Source organism: Pantoea sp. nfd-35 (assembly GCF_056892255.1).
The window spans coordinates 4,228,573-4,245,851 of the sequence record NZ_CP122403.1; the positions used below are offsets into that span (position 1 = coordinate 4,228,573).

Consider the following 17,279-nt stretch of genomic DNA (forward strand, 5'->3'; position numbering starts at 1 on the left):
GCAGATGCCGGGCGGGAAAGACACAGACTCAACTCAAAACTGATGCTCCTCGGTGGACCCTGTCAGGGCCGTCACCGATGACTTGCCGCCCTGAATCGTGTTGGTCACCTGATCGAAATAGCCTGTTCCGACCTCCTGCTGATGCGATGAAAAGCTGTAACCCCGTTCGCGCGCAGCAAACTCCGGCTGCTGAACTTTTTCCACATAGTGGCGCATGCCTTCGCCCTGAGCGTAAGCGTGCGCAAGATCGAACATGTTGAACCACATGCTGTGGATGCCCGCCAGCGTAATGAACTGAAAGCGATAGCCCATGTCACTGAGCGCCTGCTGGAAGGCAGCAATGGTTTTGTCATCCAGATTCTTTTTCCAGTTAAACGAAGGCGAACAGTTGTAAGCCAGCAGCTTGCCTGGATAGCGGGCGTGAATCGCATCGGCAAAACGCTGGGCCATGGCCAAATCCGGGGTGGAGGTTTCACACCAAAGGACATCGGCGTAAGGGGCGTAAGCCAGTCCACGGCTGATTGCCTGCTCAATGCCGGCGTTGGTGCGGAAAAAACCTTCCGCCGTGCGGTCGCCGCGTATAAATGGGCGGTCGTATTCGTCACAGTCAGACGTGATCAGGTCTGCGGCATCCGCATCGGTCCGCGCCAGCAGGATCGTGGGTACGCCCATGACATCGGCAGCCAGACGCGCCGCCACCAGCTTCTGTATCGCCTCCTGGGTTGGCACCAGCACCTTACCGCCCATATGACCGCATTTCTTCACCGCCGCCAGTTGATCTTCAAAGTGCACGGCCGCCGCGCCTGCGCTGATCAATGACTTCATCAGTTCAAACGCATTCAGCACGCCACCAAAGCCCGCTTCTGCATCGGCGACTATAGGCAGAAAATAGTCGATATAGCGGCTGTCCCCAGGTTCTGTGCCGTTAGCCCACTGAATCTGATCGGCGCGCTGGAATGTCTGATTAATACGGGTGACCACCTCAGGCACGGAGTTGACCGGATAAAGCGACTGATCCGGATACATTTGCCCTGCTACGTTGGCATCGGCAGCGACCTGCCAGCCAGACAGGTAGATCGCTTCTATACCGGCCTTTGCCTGTTGCAGAGCCTGACCGCCCGTTAATGCTCCCAGACTGTTGATATAGCCTTTTTTGGCGTCGCCATTGAGCAGCGACCAGAGCTTCACCGCCCCCCGCTCTGCCAGAGTACAGGCCGGCACAACAGAGCCCCGCAGGTTAATCACTTCCTCTGCGCTGTACGGGCGGGTAATGCCCTGCCAGCGCGCGTCCTGCCACTGTTTTTCAAGTTGCTGAATATGTTGAGTACGTGTCATGGCAACGGCTCCTTAAGTCAGGGAAGCAGGCGGTAGCCTGGCAGAGTCAGAAAGGAAACCAGTTCGTCCTGAGTTGTGATCTGCGCCATCAGGCGCGCCGCTTCCTCATAACGACCTGAACTGAATGTCTTATCGCCCAGATGCATCTGTAGCGTTTGCAGCTCATCGTTCAGCAGCTGCTGGAAGAGCGCGGCCGTGACCGGCTGTCCATCGAGCAGAGATTTCTGATGGCGGATCCATTGCCAGATTGAAGTCCGGGCAATTTCTGCAGTTGCGGCATCTTCCATCAGGCCATCGATGGGGACACAGCCATTGCCGCTAATCCAGGCTTCCAGATACTGCAACGCCACCCGAATATTGGCGCGCATGCCCGCTTCCGTTCGATCGCCTTCGCAGGGTGCCAGAAGCTGCTCTGCCGTTATCGGGCTGTCATCCTGCCGCAGAATGTTGAGCTGATTGGGGCGTTCACCCAGTACCTGGTTGAAGACTGACATCGCAGTGTCTGCCAGGCCGGGATGCGCGATCCAGGTACCGTCATGTCCGTTGTTGGCTTCACGCTGTTTATCTTCAGTGACGCGCTGCAGCACCCATTCATTGCGCGCGCTGTCCTTGCTGGGTATCAGTGCTGACATGCCGCCCATGGCAAAAGCACCGCGGCGATGGCAGGTTTGGATCAGCAGTCGTGAGTAAGCATCCAGAAAGGGCTGAGCCATGGTTACAGACTGCCGGTCGGGCAGAATCCGATCGGCATGTTCGCGCAGCGTTTTGATATAGCTGAAAATATAATCCCAGCGGCCGCAGTTCAGCCCCACGATATGATCCCGCAGATTCCACAGGATCTCGTTCATCTGGAATACCGCCGGTAGCGTTTCGATCAATACGGTGGCTTTTATGGTGCCGCGAGCCAGATCAAAACGATCCTCGGCAAAGCTAAAGATATCCCGCCACCACGCAACTTCCTGCCAGCTCTCAGTTTTAGGCAGATAAAAATAGGGGCCACTGCCTTTTGCCAGTAAGGCTTCCGCGTTATGAAAAAAGTAGAGAGCAAAATCGAACAGACCACCGGGAATCGCATTGCCCTGCCAGCTAACATGTTTTTCAGACAGATGCAGTCCACGTACCCGGCACATCAATACCGCAGGATCGGCCCGTAGCTGATAGATTTTTCCGTTCTCGCTGGTATAGCGCAGCGTTCCCGCCACGGCTTCCCGTAAGGTTTGCTGTCCGTCAATGAGTTTTTCCCAGCAAGGTGCCAGCGAGTCCTCAAAGTCGGCCATAAACACCTTTACGTTAGCATTCAAGGCGTTAATCACCATTTTGCGATCGGGCGGACCGGTGATCTCAACGCGACGATCCTGTAAATCGGCCGGAATACCACGGATCGTCCACGCTCGCTCTCTTATGGAAACCGTTTCCATATCAAAGTCAGGTAACCCGCCGGAATCGTACTCTTTTTGCCGGACCTGACGTGCGGCTAACAATCTCTCACGCTGGGGTGCAAAACGCGTCACCAGTTCCTGCAGAAAAGCGATGGCGTCGGGAGTAAGCAACTGCTTTTCCGCATCGCTAAAGGGTTTACTGAAAAGTAATTCACTGTTGATAACCGAGTCTGTCATGTCTGCTCTCTCCTGTTTACAGGCGGATCAACATGGATGATCCACAGATAGGGTAATTATTGAGCTACAGGATCAGAGCATATTCATTTTAATTTTAAAATCAAAAACTATTTCCATTTTTAATAAAAAAACAACTTATCATCATGATTAATAAATGATTTATTTTATTGTTTAACAGGTAATACTTTTCACTCACGTTTTACAGACGAAAAAAAACCGTGCTGCCAGCGGCTAACACGGTTCAGTTGTCGCTAAAAAAGGATTATTCCAGCGTGGGATTCATATGGCGCAGATCAAACGGCGTAATCTGGTAGACGTAATAATTCAGCCAGTTTGAAAACAGCAGGTTTCCATGGCTACGCCAGGTGGCGCGCGGTGTAAGCTGCGGATTATCCTGTGGGAAATAGTTATAGGGTACTTCAGGATTCAGCCCGGCTTCATAGTCGCGTTGAAACTCTCCCGCCAGCGTCAGTGCATCGTACTCCGGATGCCCGGTCACAAACGCCAGCCTTTTGTCTTTGCTCGCCATCAGATACGCGCCGGTTTGTTCCGATTCAGCAAATAATTCCAGATCGGTATAATCCGTGATGAGCTGCGTCGGGAAATCAGCGTAACGTGAATGGGGAGCGAGGAAATTATCGTCGAATCCCCGCGTCAGTAAGGAATGGGGATGCAGTATCTGATGCTCAAAGACGCCCGCCAGTTTAGTCTGCCGGGTCTGTTTAGGAATGCCATATAAAATGTTTAATGCCGCCTGGACGGCCCAACAGACAAACAGCGTTGAGGTAACATGATCTTTCGCCCACTCCAGCACCTGTTTTATCTGCGGCCAGTAAGCCACATCGTTAAATTCAACCAGGCCCAGCGGCGCACCTGTCACGATTAAGCCATCGTAGTTATCGTGCTGAATATCGTTAAAATTGCAGTAGAAGTTGTTGAGATGATCGCTGGGTGTATTCCGCGACTCCCGGCTGTCGATGCGCAGTAGCTGGATATCGATCTGCAGCGGTGAGTTGGAGAGTAAGCGCAGAAACTGGTTTTCCGTCTCAATCTTCTTGGGCATGAGATTAAGAACCAGCACTTTAAGCGGACGGATCTCCTGAACACTGGCACGTGACGACGTCATCACAAAGACGTTTTCGTTACGTAAAAAATTCACTGCCGGTAATTCGTCGGGGACCCTGATTGGCATAGCTTAATCACCTCTAGTAACCATATATACGTTTAGACATCCAGACAGCCAAAGATAACCAGTTAAAGGCTAAATGTCGAGTCTGCATATCAACAGGTGAAAAAGTTTCAAGGCGCGGGGCAGAGATGTGACATCTCGCTAAGCGCGCCCCTGCGGAAAAGAAATTGAAAGCCTGTTCTGTCACTGGCTGAGGGACAGAAAACCGTACTGGCGTAAAATTTGTTGCGCGGTATCGGAACTCAGGAATGCCGCGAGCGGCCTGGCAGCGGCGGACAGCGTGGCCCAGCCGTATCGTGCCTGGACATTGTAAGCGGAAGGAATGTTAAAAACCCGAAGCTGGGAAAAACGAGCCAGGCGAGGCGCATAGCTGGCGTAGCCGATAAACAGCTCAGCATGGCCTGCATTGATAATCCACTGCGCCGCCAGGTCACCCGCAGGCACAGGCAAGCTGTCTGGTCCGCCAACCATCGCGATCGCTCTTTGCCTGAGTGCATCGCCACAACCGGGATGGCGCTGTTCGATATGGTCAAACAACTGCAGGGTGTAATCACCTGAGGGATCGCAAAGCGGCGTTGAGGTTCCCAGCCGCAAATCCTCACGGAGTAATAGCGACAGCCAGTCATCCTGTTCAATGACGCAATCACGTTTAGCCGTCAGGCAAAGCCTGTTATTTGTAAAATGGCCGGTATGATCTGCCAGGCCTTGTTGGCGCAGCTTTTCTGGATGCTGTAGGTTAGCCGACACAAACAGGTCGCATATTTCACCCTGTTCAATGCGCTGACGCAGCAGGCCGGCCGGCCCATACTGAGTATTTGCTGTTAAGCCGGATTCGGCATGGAAGGCGGTCATGAGCATCTTCCACACGTCACGCAGGCTACCTGCTGCCAGAATCTGTAGATTTCTCATGGTATGACGTCCGGTAGAACCGTTGATACCAGCGATTAGCCTGCTGCTGCATATCGATGTCGCGGAATTTATCTGGGTAGAGTTTTTTCGCCATCCACAGTTCGCCTAACCCTATGGCCTCCGGCATGGGATAGCCCCATGCCTTGGCATACTCAGGCATCAGCCATACCCGGTGATGTTTCACTGCATCAATGGTTCGCCAAAGGGGATTCTGTTGAATCTCCTTTACCACCTGTGGATAGCGGTCCTGAACGAAGATGACCTGTGGGTTCCATACGACAACCTGCTCCATGCTGACCTGCCTGAATCCCTGAATCGACGAGGCCGCCACGTTAAGGGCACCGGCATGCGCCATCATCAGGCCGGTATATTTACCCGCTCCGTAGGTGGTCAGATCGGGATTAGCCATATAGGCGCGAACACGCTGCTGCTCGGGGATATTTTTGAGACGGTCGGTGACGATCTGACGACCGGCGAATGCCGCTGAGATTAACGCTTTGGCCTGTTGCTGCCTGTTGACGACTTCCCCAATCAGCGTAATCCCCTCTTTTATACCCAGGTCGTACGCCTGATCTTCGTTTTGCATATTGGGGTTGATCTCACCCTGCTGTCCGGCGTCGTCATGGCGCAATGAAATTGCCAGGACCGGAATACCCAATGCAGAGATTTGGTCAATCATCTCTTTTGGCGCATAGTTAGTGACAAATACCACCTGTGGATGCAGCGCAACCAGCTTTTCCAAATCCACGTGGGTCAAATCACCCAGCAGCGCTTTATGCGTCAGTTCAGGTACCAGCGTCGCGTAATTGTCCCCTAGCTGCTGCTTCCAGTTAGCGAGAATCCCTACGATTTTATCTGTCGCGTTTAACTGCACCAGGAGATTCAGCGTTTGATGCTGAAGCACGACCACACGATCAACCCGATCTGGAATCGTAACGGTGCGGCCAATTTGATCGGTCACAACACGGCTGGCGTAACTGTTTAAGGCGGTAAGCGTCACTATGCCTGCAAGCATCAGGCGCTTTAATGTTGTATTCAATAAGGTTTCCCCGAAGCGTAATGCAAGAGATTATATAGCGCTTATCTGTCGCAAGGTAGCCTCTTGATGCGCATACCTGACCGCTGCTGTGCTCCTTTATCCTGTTTCCGAATCGGCGTCACCGAAACACCAGAAAGGTAAAAAGAGAACGGATGCGCTAAAACCATCAAGGCTGCGGAACTGGCCTTTAACGGAATCATGTTGACAGCTGACAGCGGGATACAGCTTCGCCCAGGTGGACAGGGCTTTGTGAACGTGTTCAGGCTGTACAGGCGAAGGTCAGATAAATCACTGTGCGGACGACTTGACGGTTTTTTAGATTACGAGCTGGTCAGCGGGCATAACTGGAAAGTGCATCTCACTATGCGCTGTAAACAATCAGGCTGAAAGATATTCCAGTGTATAGTTATATTATTCCAGTATTAAATCCCTACAGATTTAACCTGCTGATATTCTCTTTTACATACTGAAAATAATGCTAGCAGGTTGATATTAATTAGAGCACAGGGCGTTAATTTTAAACTGCACATACTCTGCTAGTTTAATTTTAACGGAGCCAGACAGACTCCTTCATCAACTGAAATAAAGGGGTAATATTATGAAAATCAATAAAGTAACGTCAGCTGCTGCTGCCGTGGCATTTTCATTGATGTCTTTCGGTTGTTTTGCACAAACCGTCTCTGCCACCTCATTAACACTGGATGGCGCGGTCTCTAAAATTGCCAGACAGGCGAAACAACAAGGCGATCATTTTAGAGTTATCAGTGCAGACACCAATAATTATGCCCACGTAACCGCTGAATTATATAAATAATATCGGCGCTAAAAAAGCACGTGACCGGCTGTTTTTAAACGCATTCCGCGTTTTTAAAATAGCTGGTCTTTTTTTGTCTTTAATTAATGCTGCCCATCTTATCCAACTCAACCAGGCGATCTTCAACGATTTTAAGGCGTTTTCAAAGATGCCTACTGATAACAGCCTGTCTGCCGTGTACCAGATGACGTGCCTGTGTTTTACGTCGCTCCGCCACTGCACCAGTGCCTTGCTGCTGGTTCACCGTTGCCCGCTAAACGCCGGTAAAGGGATGCGTCCGGTCCGGAACGGCGCAGAGATGAGGGGTTATGTGGCAGATCGCAGACGTAAAAAAGCCCTGAACGTCAGTTCAGGGCTTCTTTACTTGTTTGATGCCTGGCAGTTCCCTACTCTCGCATGGGGAGACCCCACACTACCATCGGCGCTACGGCGTTTCACTTCTGAGTTCGGCATGGGGTCAGGTGGGACCACCGCGCTAAGGCCGCCAGGCAAATTCTTTGTGCTCCGTCCTGCGTCTTTCACGCTGCTGCCGCGCTGGCTTCCCTCGCGCCGCTCAGTCACATACCTCAGTATGCTCCTTCACCCCGTCTCGGTTGCCGCCTTGCACTCAGCGCAAAATCCTTCGGACTCGCGTCCGCAGAACAGAACTAAATTCTTTATCCGGTAAACAATGCTGAAAATTTAAATCGTCTCTCAACCAAAACGCCTCTGGCGTTGTAAGGTTAAGCCTCACGGGTCATTAGTACCGGTAAGCTCAACGCATCGCTGCGCTTACACACCCGGCCTATCAACGTCGTCGTCTTCAACGTCCCTTCAGGAGCCTTAAAGGCTCAGGGAGAACTCATCTCGGGGCAAGTTTCGTGCTTAGATGCTTTCAGCACTTATCTTTTCCGCACTTAGCTACCGGGCAGTGCCACTGGCGTGACAACCCGGACACCAGCGGTGCGTTCACTCCGGTCCTCTCGTACTAGGAGCAACCCCCCTCAATTCTCCAGCGCCCACGGCAGATAGGGACCGAACTGTCTCACGACGTTCTAAACCCAGCTCGCGTACCACTTTAAACGGCGAACAGCCGTACCCTTGGGACCTACTTCAGCCCCAGGATGTGATGAGCCGACATCGAGGTGCCAAACACCGCCGTCGATATGAACTCTTGGGCGGTATCAGCCTGTTATCCCCGGAGTACCTTTTATCCGTTGAGCGATGGCCCTTCCATTCAGAACCACCGGATCACTATGACCTGCTTTCGCACCTGCTCGAGCCGTCACTCTCGCAGTCAAGCTGGCTTATGCCATTGCACTAACCTCCTGATGTCCGACCAGGATTAGCCAACCTTCGTGCTCCTCCGTTACGCTTTGGGAGGAGACCGCCCCAGTCAAACTACCCACCAGACACTGTCCGCAGCCCGGATTACGGGCCTACGTTAGAACACCAAACATTAAAGGGTGGTATTTCAAGGTCGGCTCCACGCAGACTGGCGTCCACGCTTCAAAGCCTCCCACCTATCCTACACATCAAGGCTCAGTGTTCAGTGTCAAGCTGTAGTAAAGGTTCACGGGGTCTTTCCGTCTTGCCGCGGGTACACTGCATCTTCACAGCGATTTCAATTTCACTGAGTCTCGGGTGGAGACAGCCTGGCCATCATTACGCCATTCGTGCAGGTCGGAACTTACCCGACAAGGAATTTCGCTACCTTAGGACCGTTATAGTTACGGCCGCCGTTTACCGGGGCTTCGATCAAGAGCTTCTCCTTGCGGATAACCCCATCAATTAACCTTCCGGCACCGGGCAGGCGTCACACCGTATACGTCCACTTTCGTGTTTGCACAGTGCTGTGTTTTTAATAAACAGTTGCAGCCAGCTGGTATCTTCGACTGGCTTCGGCTCCGGGAGCAAGTCCCTTCACCTACGCGCCAGCGTGCCTTCTCCCGAAGTTACGGCACCATTTTGCCTAGTTCCTTCACCCGAGTTCTCTCAAGCGCCTTGGTATTCTCTACCTGACCACCTGTGTCGGTTTGGGGTACGATTTTGTGTTACCTGATGCTTAGAGGCTTTTCCTGGAAGCAGGGCATTTATCACTTCAGCACCGTAGTGCCTCGTCGTCACGCCTCAGTGTAAAGTGAACCGGATTTGCCTGGAACACACACCTACACGCTTAAACCGGGACAACCGTCGCCCGGCTGATATAGCCTTCTCCGTCCCCCCTTCGCAGTAACACCAAGTACAGGAATATTAACCTGTTTCCCATCGACTACGCCTTTCGGCCTCGCCTTAGGGGTCGACTCACCCTGCTCCGATTAACGTTGAACAGGAACCCTTGGTCTTCCGGCGACAAGGTTTTTCACCTTGTTTATCGTTACTTATGTCAGCATTCGCACTTCTGATACCTCCAGCATGCCTCACAGCACACCTTCGACGGCTTACAGAACGCTCCCCTACCCAACAACGCATAAGCGTCGCTGCCGCAGCTTCGGTGCATGGTTTAGCCCCGTTACATCTTCCGCGCAGGCCGACTCGACCAGTGAGCTATTACGCTTTCTTTAAATGATGGCTGCTTCTAAGCCAACATCCTGGCTGTCTGGGCCTTCCCACATCGTTTCCCACTTAACCATGACTTTGGGACCTTAGCTGGCGGTCTGGGTTGTTTCCCTCTTCACGACGGACGTTAGCACCCGCCGTGTGTCTCCCGTGATAACATTCTCCGGTATTCGCAGTTTGCATCGGGTTGGTAAGCCGGGATGGCCCCCTAGCCGAAACAGTGCTCTACCCCCGGAGATGAGTTCACGAGGCGCTACCTAAATAGCTTTCGGGGAGAACCAGCTATCTCCCGGTTTGATTGGCCTTTCACCCCCAGCCACAGGTCATCCGCTAATTTTTCAACATTAGTCGGTTCGGTCCTCCAGTTAGTGTTACCCAACCTTCAACCTGCCCATGGCTAGATCACCGGGTTTCGGGTCTATACCCTGCAACTTAACGCCCAGTTAAGACTCGGTTTCCCTGCGGCTCCCCTATACGGTTAACCTTGCTACAGAATATAAGTCGCTGACCCATTATACAAAAGGTACGCAGTCACCCCATAAAGAGGCTCCCACTGCTTGTACGTACACGGTTTCAGGTTCTGTTTCACTCCCCTCGCCGGGGTTCTTTTCGCCTTTCCCTCACGGTACTGGTTCACTATCGGTCAGTCAGGAGTATTTAGCCTTGGAGGATGGTCCCCCCATATTCAGACAGGATACCACGTGTCCCGCCTTACTCATCGAACTCACAACCTGTGCACCCGGGAGTATCACCCTGTACCCTGCGACTTTCCAGACGCTTCCACTGATGCACAAGCTGATGATGGTTCTGGGCTCCTCCCCGTTCGCTCGCCGCTACTGGGGGAATCTCGGTTGATTTCTTTTCCTCGGGGTACTTAGATGTTTCAGTTCCCCCGGTTCGCCTCATACAGCTATGTATTCACTGCATGATAGTGTGACGAGTCACACTGGGTTTCCCCATTCGGGTATCGCCGGTTGTAGCGGTTCATATCACCTTACCGGCGCTTATCGCAGATTAGCACGCCCTTCATCGCCTCTGACTGCCAGGGCATCCACCGTGTACGCTTAGTCGCTTAACCTCACAACCCACAGGCGTTTTACGCTGCGTGTCGTGAGCTTTTGAGAGACTCGAACACATTGTGCTGTGTTCCTTATTACGGAGGAACACGACAATGCGTCGTTTCAAATTTTCAGCTTGTTCCGGATTGTTAAAGAGCAGAATACTTCGCAGCACACCGTTGCCGGTACGCTCTGAAGTATTTTCAGAAAAAATACAGTAGTGAGTATGGTGGAGCTAAGCGGGATCGAACCGCTGACCTCCTGCGTGCAAGGCAGGCGCTCTCCCAGCTGAGCTATAGCCCCATACAGTTACTGCAGAGACCACTACTACCACTCAACCGAGTACACTTCGTGAGAAGTGCACTTCGTGCTCAGGCAAGGCGTGTGTCCGCGAAGCATAGTGAACTATGCGAGCCGGAGACATAACGCAGCATGAGTGCGAAGTTGGTAGGCCTGAGTGGACTTGAACCACCGACCTCACCCTTATCAGGGGTGCGCTCTAACCACCTGAGCTACAAGCCTGTAGAGGTTTTTTCTGCTCGTGACTTTCTATCAGACAATCTGTGTGAGCACTTCGCGGGAAGGTATCTTCAGGTAAGGAGGTGATCCAACCGCAGGTTCCCCTACGGTTACCTTGTTACGACTTCACCCCAGTCATGAATCACAAAGTGGTAAGCGCCCTCCCGAAGGTTAAGCTACCTACTTCTTTTGCAACCCACTCCCATGGTGTGACGGGCGGTGTGTACAAGGCCCGGGAACGTATTCACCGTGGCATTCTGATCCACGATTACTAGCGATTCCGACTTCACGGAGTCGAGTTGCAGACTCCGATCCGGACTACGACGCACTTTATGAGGTCCGCTTGCTCTCGCGAGGTCGCTTCTCTTTGTATGCGCCATTGTAGCACGTGTGTAGCCCTACTCGTAAGGGCCATGATGACTTGACGTCATCCCCACCTTCCTCCGGTTTATCACCGGCAGTCTCCTTTGAGTTCCCGACCGAATCGCTGGCAACAAAGGATAAGGGTTGCGCTCGTTGCGGGACTTAACCCAACATTTCACAACACGAGCTGACGACAGCCATGCAGCACCTGTCTCACGGTTCCCGAAGGCACTAAGGCATCTCTGCCAAATTCCGTGGATGTCAAGAGTAGGTAAGGTTCTTCGCGTTGCATCGAATTAAACCACATGCTCCACCGCTTGTGCGGGCCCCCGTCAATTCATTTGAGTTTTAACCTTGCGGCCGTACTCCCCAGGCGGTCGACTTAACGCGTTAGCTCCGGAAGCCACTCCTCAAGGGAACAACCTCCAAGTCGACATCGTTTACGGCGTGGACTACCAGGGTATCTAATCCTGTTTGCTCCCCACGCTTTCGCACCTGAGCGTCAGTCTTCGTCCAGGGGGCCGCCTTCGCCACCGGTATTCCTCCAGATCTCTACGCATTTCACCGCTACACCTGGAATTCTACCCCCCTCTACGAGACTCAAGCCTGCCAGTTTCAAATGCAGTTCCCAGGTTAAGCCCGGGGATTTCACATCTGACTTAACAGACCGCCTGCGTGCGCTTTACGCCCAGTAATTCCGATTAACGCTTGCACCCTCCGTATTACCGCGGCTGCTGGCACGGAGTTAGCCGGTGCTTCTTCTGCGGGTAACGTCAATCGACAAGGTTATTAACCACATCGCCTTCCTCCCCGCTGAAAGTACTTTACAACCCGAAGGCCTTCTTCATACACGCGGCATGGCTGCATCAGGCTTGCGCCCATTGTGCAATATTCCCCACTGCTGCCTCCCGTAGGAGTCTGGACCGTGTCTCAGTTCCAGTGTGGCTGGTCATCCTCTCAGACCAGCTAGGGATCGTCGCCTAGGTGGGCCGTTACCCCGCCTACTAGCTAATCCCATCTGGGTTCATCCGATAGTGAGAGGCCCGAAGGTCCCCCTCTTTGGTCTTGCGACGTTATGCGGTATTAGCCACCGTTTCCAGTGGTTATCCCCCTCTATCGGGCAGATCCCCAGACATTACTCACCCGTCCGCCACTCGTCACCCGAGGAGCAAGCTCCTCTGTGCTACCGTCCGACTTGCATGTGTTAGGCCTGCCGCCAGCGTTCAATCTGAGCCATGATCAAACTCTTCAATTTAAGTTTGATTTGCTGAAACCAGTTCAGCGGTGCTCATCTGTAAAACGTCATAATGAATTTCATTATGTGTTCACTCGTGAGGCTTTGATATTTTTTACGTCCGGAGACGCTGATATCAATCCTGCGAGTGCCCACACAGATTGTCTGATAAATTGTTAAAGAGCAGTGCGAACAGCGGGTTAACCGTCTGTCGCGAGGTGGCGTATATTACGCTTTCCTCCTTCAGAGTCAACCTCTTTTTCAGAAGTTTTTCTCCGGCGGCTCAGTTGCCTGACCCTCTCAACACCGCATTCCGTAAGCCGTTGTGCCGTGTCGATGGAGGCGCATTATAGGGAGTTCTCTCTGGCTGACAAGGGCTAAATTCAATAAAAATGACTGTTCGCTGCATTCCACAGCAAAACCCCGCCTTATACGCAGTTACACACAAAGTTATCCACATTCCTGGCCGCATCAAATTTAGACGAGCATCACGCAAACGTTTTCGCTACAATGCCCCGCAACGCAATGGATGCCCCTTTTCGGGGCGTTACCTGAAGTTTTTACGCTTTTGCTGCTCTATATAGAGAAAAGTAAGCACGCAAGCTTGATGTAACGCTCTTATTTACGCGAATCAAAGCCAAGGGATAAAACCACCATGCAACAACCTCGTCCTTTACGCCGCGCCCTGCTCAGTGTTTCTGATAAAGCCGGCATCCTCGAATTTGCTCAGGCACTCTCTCAGCGCGGTGTTGAGCTGCTCTCCACAGGTGGTACCGCTCGCCTGCTCGCAGAGGCGGGACTTCCCGTCACAGAAGTGTCTGACTACACCGGCTTCCCGGAAATGATGGATGGACGCGTTAAAACACTGCACCCGAAAGTCCATGGCGGCATTTTAGGACGTCGTGGACAAGATGATGCGGTGATGGCGCAGCATGCTATCAGCCCGATTGATATGGTGGTCGTCAATCTTTATCCCTTTGCCCAAACCGTCGCAAAACCAGATTGCTCACTGGAAGACGCCGTTGAGAACATTGATATTGGCGGCCCGACAATGGTGCGCTCGGCGGCCAAGAATCACAAAGACGTGGCGATTGTCGTTAAGAGCAGCGATTATCCGGCCATTATCGCTGAGCTGGACGCCAATCAGAACTCACTGACGCTCGAAACCCGCTTCAACCTGGCAATCAAAGCGTTTGAACATACCGCCGCGTACGACAGCATGATCGCTAACTACTTCGGTACTCTGGTTCCTGCCTATCATGGTGAAACCAGCCAACCAGCCGGCCGCTTCCCGCGCACCCTCAATCTCAACTTCATTAAGAAGCAGGATATGCGCTATGGCGAGAACAGCCATCAGGACGCCGCCTTCTATATAGAAGAGAATGTGCAGGAAGCCTCGGTCGCTACCGCCAGCCAGGTGCAGGGCAAGGCACTCTCTTATAACAACATTGCGGATACCGATGCCGCGCTTGAGTGCGTGAAAGAGTTTATTGAGCCCGCCTGCGTCATTGTCAAACACGCCAATCCTTGCGGTGTTGCGGTGGGTGAGTCAATTCTGGCAGCTTATGAGCGTGCCTATCAGACTGACCCGACATCTGCCTTCGGCGGCATCATTGCCTTTAACCGCGAGCTGGATGAGGCGACAGCCCAGGCCATCATCAGCCGACAGTTTGTTGAAGTCATCATCGCTCCTGCTGCAACGGAAGCTGCGCTGAAAGTGACCGCGGCAAAACAAAACGTCCGCGTGCTGGTATGCGGTGACTGGCAGGGTCGCGTGGCTGCCCTTGATTTCAAACGGGTGAATGGTGGTCTGCTGGTTCAGGATCGCGACCTCGGTATGGTCGATGCCAGCCAGTTGCGCGTCGTCAGCAAGCGCCAACCTTCTGAGCAGGAACTGCGTGATGCCCTGTTCTGCTGGAAAGTGGCGAAATTCGTTAAGTCCAACGCCATTGTCTATGCGCGCGACAATATGACCATCGGCATAGGTGCTGGCCAGATGAGCCGCGTCTACTCTGCCAAAATTGCAGGAATTAAAGCGGGTGATGAAGGCCTGGAAGTAAAAGGGTCCGCGATGGCTTCCGATGCGTTCTTCCCGTTCCGGGATGGCATTGATGCCGCTGCTGCCGTGGGCGTAAGCTGTGTGATTCAGCCTGGCGGTTCTATCCGCGACGATGAAGTGATTGCGGCAGCAGATGAGCATGGTATTGCCATGATCTTTACCGACATGCGTCACTTCCGCCATTAATTCTGTGGAGCCTTTTATGAAAATTTTAATCATCGGTAACGGCGGACGTGAACACGCATTGGCCTGGAAAGCGTCGCAGTCGCCGCTGGCAGAAACCATTTTTGTCGCACCTGGTAATGCGGGCACCGCGCTGGAACCCGCGTTGCAGAACGTCGATATTGCCCCCACCGATATTCCCGCTTTGCTGGCCTTCGCTCAACGTGAACAGATTGATCTCACCATTGTCGGCCCTGAAGCGCCGTTAGTGGCAGGCGTGGTTGATGCGTTCCGCGAGGCCGGATTGAAAATCTTTGGTCCAACTCAGGCCGCCGCGCAATTGGAAGGGTCTAAAGCATTCACCAAGGACTTTCTTGCACGTCACAACATCCCCAGTGCCGAGTACCAAAACTTCACCGACGTCGCCCCTGCGCTGGCTTACCTGCGTGAAAAAGGTGCGCCGATTGTCATCAAAGCTGACGGGCTGGCTGCCGGTAAAGGCGTGATTGTGGCCATGACGCTGCAGGAAGCGGAAGATGCCGTGCAGGATATGCTGGCGGGCAATGCGTTTGGTGACGCCGGGCACCGTATCGTGATTGAAGAGTTTCTGGACGGCGAAGAAGCCAGCTTTATCGTGATGGTTGATGGCGAGAATGTGTTGCCAATGGCCACCAGCCAGGACCATAAACGGGTGGGCGACGGCGATACCGGACCGAACACGGGAGGAATGGGTGCTTATTCCCCTGCCCCGGTGGTGACCGATGAAATCCACCAGCGCGTTATGGATCAGGTTATCTGGCCAACCGTACGTGGCATGGCCGCCGAAGGCAATGTCTATACGGGCTTCTTATATGCCGGGCTGATGATCGATCAGACTGGTCAGCCTAAAGTGATCGAATTCAACTGTCGCTTCGGCGATCCCGAAACACAACCCATTATGCTGCGCCTGCAGTCGGATCTGGTGGATCTGTGTCTGGCCGCCTGTGAAGGCAAGCTTGATCAAAAAGACTCACAATGGGATCCCCGCCCTTCACTGGGCTTGGTGCTGGCAGCCGGGGGCTATCCCGGCTCTTACAATAACGGCGATCAGATTCACGGTCTGCCGCTGGAAGAGGTTGCCGACGGCAAAGTTTTCCACGCCGGGACGCGCCTTGAAGAGGATCGGGTTTTGACGAACGGTGGGCGGGTTCTTTGCGTCACCGCGCTAGGCGATGATGTTGCTGCCGCACAGAAACGGGCTTACGAACTGGCTAAGCCGATTTCCTGGCAAGGCAGTTTCTGCCGACGCGACATCGGCTATCGTGCCATTAACCGTAAATAATGATCAAAGGGGCACCCAGTGCCCCTTTTTATTGCCTCAGAAATTCGCCTCATCCGGCGCATCCGCGCATTCATCTTTTTGAGTCACACGCAGCAACTGCACGCCTTCAGGCGCTTCCAGCCATGAAATCATCAAGGGTTCCGCCTTATCACGGCGGTAGTGCGTAAGCGTCTGCAGTGCATAACTGTCGAAAGCCGGCGTCACCTGCTGGCCCTCACAGGTTGTCACAACGCTTCCACCTGACCAGTGTCCTTGTTTCAGAAACACCCGCCCACTTAACAGCGCATCGCTGACTTCACGCATACGTTGTGCATCAAACTTGTAAAGCTCAACCGCATCCGGACTGACTGCCTCACGGCGCGTCGCGAGCTGGCGCTGCATAAAATTGAGATTGCCGCCTTGATCAAAGCGTAGCGTAACGTCGTCTGGCTTTTCGCCTTTCACCTGGCGTTCCACGCTGATCAGATCATCGCCGAGCCAGCGATAGTCCGTAATTTCACTTTTTTCGCTGTTGAACGGATTATAGAGCGTACGAATATGTACCGAGTGATGATCGGTATTCTTGCGCCAGATACGAACACTGCCGCGATCGGCGAGATAACCGCTGGCCGAGAAAGCCGGAATGTCGGGCGTTGAACTACACCCAATGAGAAAAGAGGAGAGAAGCAGGGCTGATAATCGCTGAAACAGCGTAGTCATGGTGGCTGGCCCCTAAACAAAAGGGGCGAAATCGCCCCTGTTTTAAAACGTTACCGCAGTGCGACGTCTTACTTAACGGCGTCTTTCAGAGCTTTACCAGACACGAATGCAGGTACGTTTGCCGCAGCGATTTTGATTTCTTTGCCAGTCTGTGGGTTACGACCGGTACGCTCAGCGCGGTGGTTCACTTTAAAAGTACCAAAACCAACCAGTTGTACAGCATCACCCTCTTTCAGAGACTCAGTGATTGCAGCCAGAGTAGATTCCAGCGCTGCCTTGGCCTGGGTTTTAGACAGGTCAGCTTTTTCTGCGATCACATCAATCAGTTGAGTCTTGTTCATAAGTTATCCTTAAAGTGTATTTATCGCTTGCTAAGCAACGAGTGCGAGGGAAAAGCCAGCTTCGGGCACTCTTCAGCCTGCAC

At 53.0% G+C, this 17,279-nt stretch carries 10 protein-coding genes, 2 tRNA genes and 3 rRNA genes; 3 read left to right on the forward strand and 12 right to left on the reverse strand.

Annotated features, from left to right (window positions below; genetic code table 11):
* Positions 1-33 precede the first annotated feature (33 nt).
* From aceA to P9J57_RS19560, 5 genes are all read right to left on the reverse strand, one after another.
* Positions 34-1,335, reverse strand: coding sequence for an isocitrate lyase (gene aceA, locus P9J57_RS19540; protein ID WP_014595044.1), 1,302 nt, complete (start codon positions 1,333-1,335; stop codon positions 34-36).
* Between the two features lie 17 nt (positions 1,336-1,352).
* The gene (gene aceB, locus P9J57_RS19545; RefSeq protein WP_014595043.1) at positions 1,353-2,951 is read right to left on the reverse strand and encodes a malate synthase A; all 1,599 of its coding nucleotides are present in this window, start codon (positions 2,949-2,951) and stop codon (positions 1,353-1,355) included.
* A gap of 262 nt (positions 2,952-3,213) precedes the next feature.
* Positions 3,214-4,143 (reverse strand): homoserine O-acetyltransferase MetA, encoded by a 930-nt coding sequence (gene metA / locus P9J57_RS19550; RefSeq protein WP_013024132.1) that lies wholly within the window; start codon positions 4,141-4,143, stop codon positions 3,214-3,216.
* A 180-nt stretch (positions 4,144-4,323) separates the two neighbouring features.
* A complete protein-coding gene (locus tag P9J57_RS19555; RefSeq protein ID WP_088900582.1) occupies positions 4,324-5,049 on the reverse strand; it encodes a substrate-binding domain-containing protein in 726 nt (241 codons plus the stop codon).
* Positions 5,018-6,064 carry an ABC transporter substrate-binding protein gene (locus tag P9J57_RS19560; protein ID WP_014595041.1) on the reverse strand — a complete coding sequence of 349 codons (1,047 nt, stop codon included), beginning with the start codon at positions 6,062-6,064 and terminating at the stop codon, positions 5,018-5,020. The genes P9J57_RS19555 and P9J57_RS19560 overlap by 32 nt, the downstream gene beginning before the upstream one ends.
* Positions 6,065-6,686: 622 nt before the next feature.
* On the opposite strand from P9J57_RS19560, the gene P9J57_RS19565 reads away from it, so the two are divergent.
* Complete coding sequence (locus P9J57_RS19565; RefSeq protein WP_014606960.1) at positions 6,687-6,902, forward strand: YdgH/BhsA/McbA family protein; 216 nt, start codon at positions 6,687-6,689, stop codon at positions 6,900-6,902.
* A gap of 373 nt (positions 6,903-7,275) precedes the next feature.
* Here P9J57_RS19565 and rrf read toward each other — a convergent pair.
* The 5 genes from rrf to P9J57_RS19590 form a co-directional block, all read right to left on the reverse strand.
* Positions 7,276-7,391 (reverse strand): 5S ribosomal RNA (gene rrf, locus P9J57_RS19570).
* Between the two features lie 229 nt (positions 7,392-7,620).
* Positions 7,621-10,518: ribosomal RNA gene (locus tag P9J57_RS19575) — 23S ribosomal RNA — on the reverse strand.
* A 207-nt stretch (positions 10,519-10,725) separates the two neighbouring features.
* Positions 10,726-10,801, reverse strand: a tRNA-Ala gene (locus P9J57_RS19580).
* A 142-nt stretch (positions 10,802-10,943) separates the two neighbouring features.
* Positions 10,944-11,020 (reverse strand) — tRNA-Ile (locus P9J57_RS19585).
* A 73-nt stretch (positions 11,021-11,093) separates the two neighbouring features.
* Positions 11,094-12,635 (reverse strand): 16S ribosomal RNA (locus P9J57_RS19590).
* The 16S, 23S and 5S rRNA genes sit together here with 2 tRNA genes alongside, the layout of an rRNA operon.
* Positions 12,636-13,269: 634 nt before the next feature.
* Between P9J57_RS19590 and purH the strand changes: the two genes are divergently transcribed.
* Both purH and purD read left to right on the forward strand, forming a co-directional pair.
* Positions 13,270-14,859 (forward strand): bifunctional phosphoribosylaminoimidazolecarboxamide formyltransferase/IMP cyclohydrolase, encoded by a 1,590-nt coding sequence (purH, locus tag P9J57_RS19595; protein ID WP_013024128.1) that lies wholly within the window; start codon positions 13,270-13,272, stop codon positions 14,857-14,859.
* Between the two features lie 16 nt (positions 14,860-14,875).
* Positions 14,876-16,156: a phosphoribosylamine--glycine ligase gene (gene purD, locus P9J57_RS19600; protein WP_014595040.1), complete on the forward strand. Its 1,281-nt coding sequence runs from the start codon at positions 14,876-14,878 to the stop codon at positions 16,154-16,156.
* A gap of 36 nt (positions 16,157-16,192) precedes the next feature.
* Here the strand turns inward: purD and P9J57_RS19605 are convergent, their stop codons facing one another.
* Positions 16,193-16,855, reverse strand: a complete 663-nt coding sequence (locus tag P9J57_RS19605) for a DUF1481 domain-containing protein (protein ID WP_014595039.1) — start codon at positions 16,853-16,855, stop codon at positions 16,193-16,195.
* A gap of 68 nt (positions 16,856-16,923) precedes the next feature.
* A complete protein-coding gene (gene hupA / locus P9J57_RS19610; protein WP_006121511.1) occupies positions 16,924-17,196 on the reverse strand; it encodes a nucleoid-associated protein HU-alpha in 273 nt (90 codons plus the stop codon).
* Positions 17,197-17,279: the final 83 nt, after the last annotated feature.

Excerpts from the sequence above, each read along its gene's own strand:
- aceA (WP_014595044.1), bottom strand. The coding sequence starts at position 1,335 with ATGACACGTACTCAACATATTCAGCAACTTGAAAAACAGTGGCAGGAC.
- aceB (WP_014595043.1), bottom strand. The coding sequence starts at position 2,951 with ATGACAGACTCGGTTATCAACAGTGAATTACTTTTCAGTAAACCCTTT.
- metA (WP_013024132.1), bottom strand. The coding sequence starts at position 4,143 with ATGCCAATCAGGGTCCCCGACGAATTACCGGCAGTGAATTTTTTACGT.
- P9J57_RS19555 (WP_088900582.1), bottom strand. The coding sequence starts at position 5,049 with ATGAGAAATCTACAGATTCTGGCAGCAGGTAGCCTGCGTGACGTGTGG.
- P9J57_RS19560 (WP_014595041.1), bottom strand. The coding sequence starts at position 6,064 with ATGCTTGCAGGCATAGTGACGCTTACCGCCTTAAACAGTTACGCCAGC.
- P9J57_RS19565 (WP_014606960.1), top strand. The coding sequence starts at position 6,687 with ATGAAAATCAATAAAGTAACGTCAGCTGCTGCTGCCGTGGCATTTTCA.
- purH (WP_013024128.1), top strand. The coding sequence starts at position 13,270 with ATGCAACAACCTCGTCCTTTACGCCGCGCCCTGCTCAGTGTTTCTGAT.
- purD (WP_014595040.1), top strand. The coding sequence starts at position 14,876 with ATGAAAATTTTAATCATCGGTAACGGCGGACGTGAACACGCATTGGCC.
- P9J57_RS19605 (WP_014595039.1), bottom strand. The coding sequence starts at position 16,855 with ATGACTACGCTGTTTCAGCGATTATCAGCCCTGCTTCTCTCCTCTTTT.
- hupA (WP_006121511.1), bottom strand. The coding sequence starts at position 17,196 with ATGAACAAGACTCAACTGATTGATGTGATCGCAGAAAAAGCTGACCTG.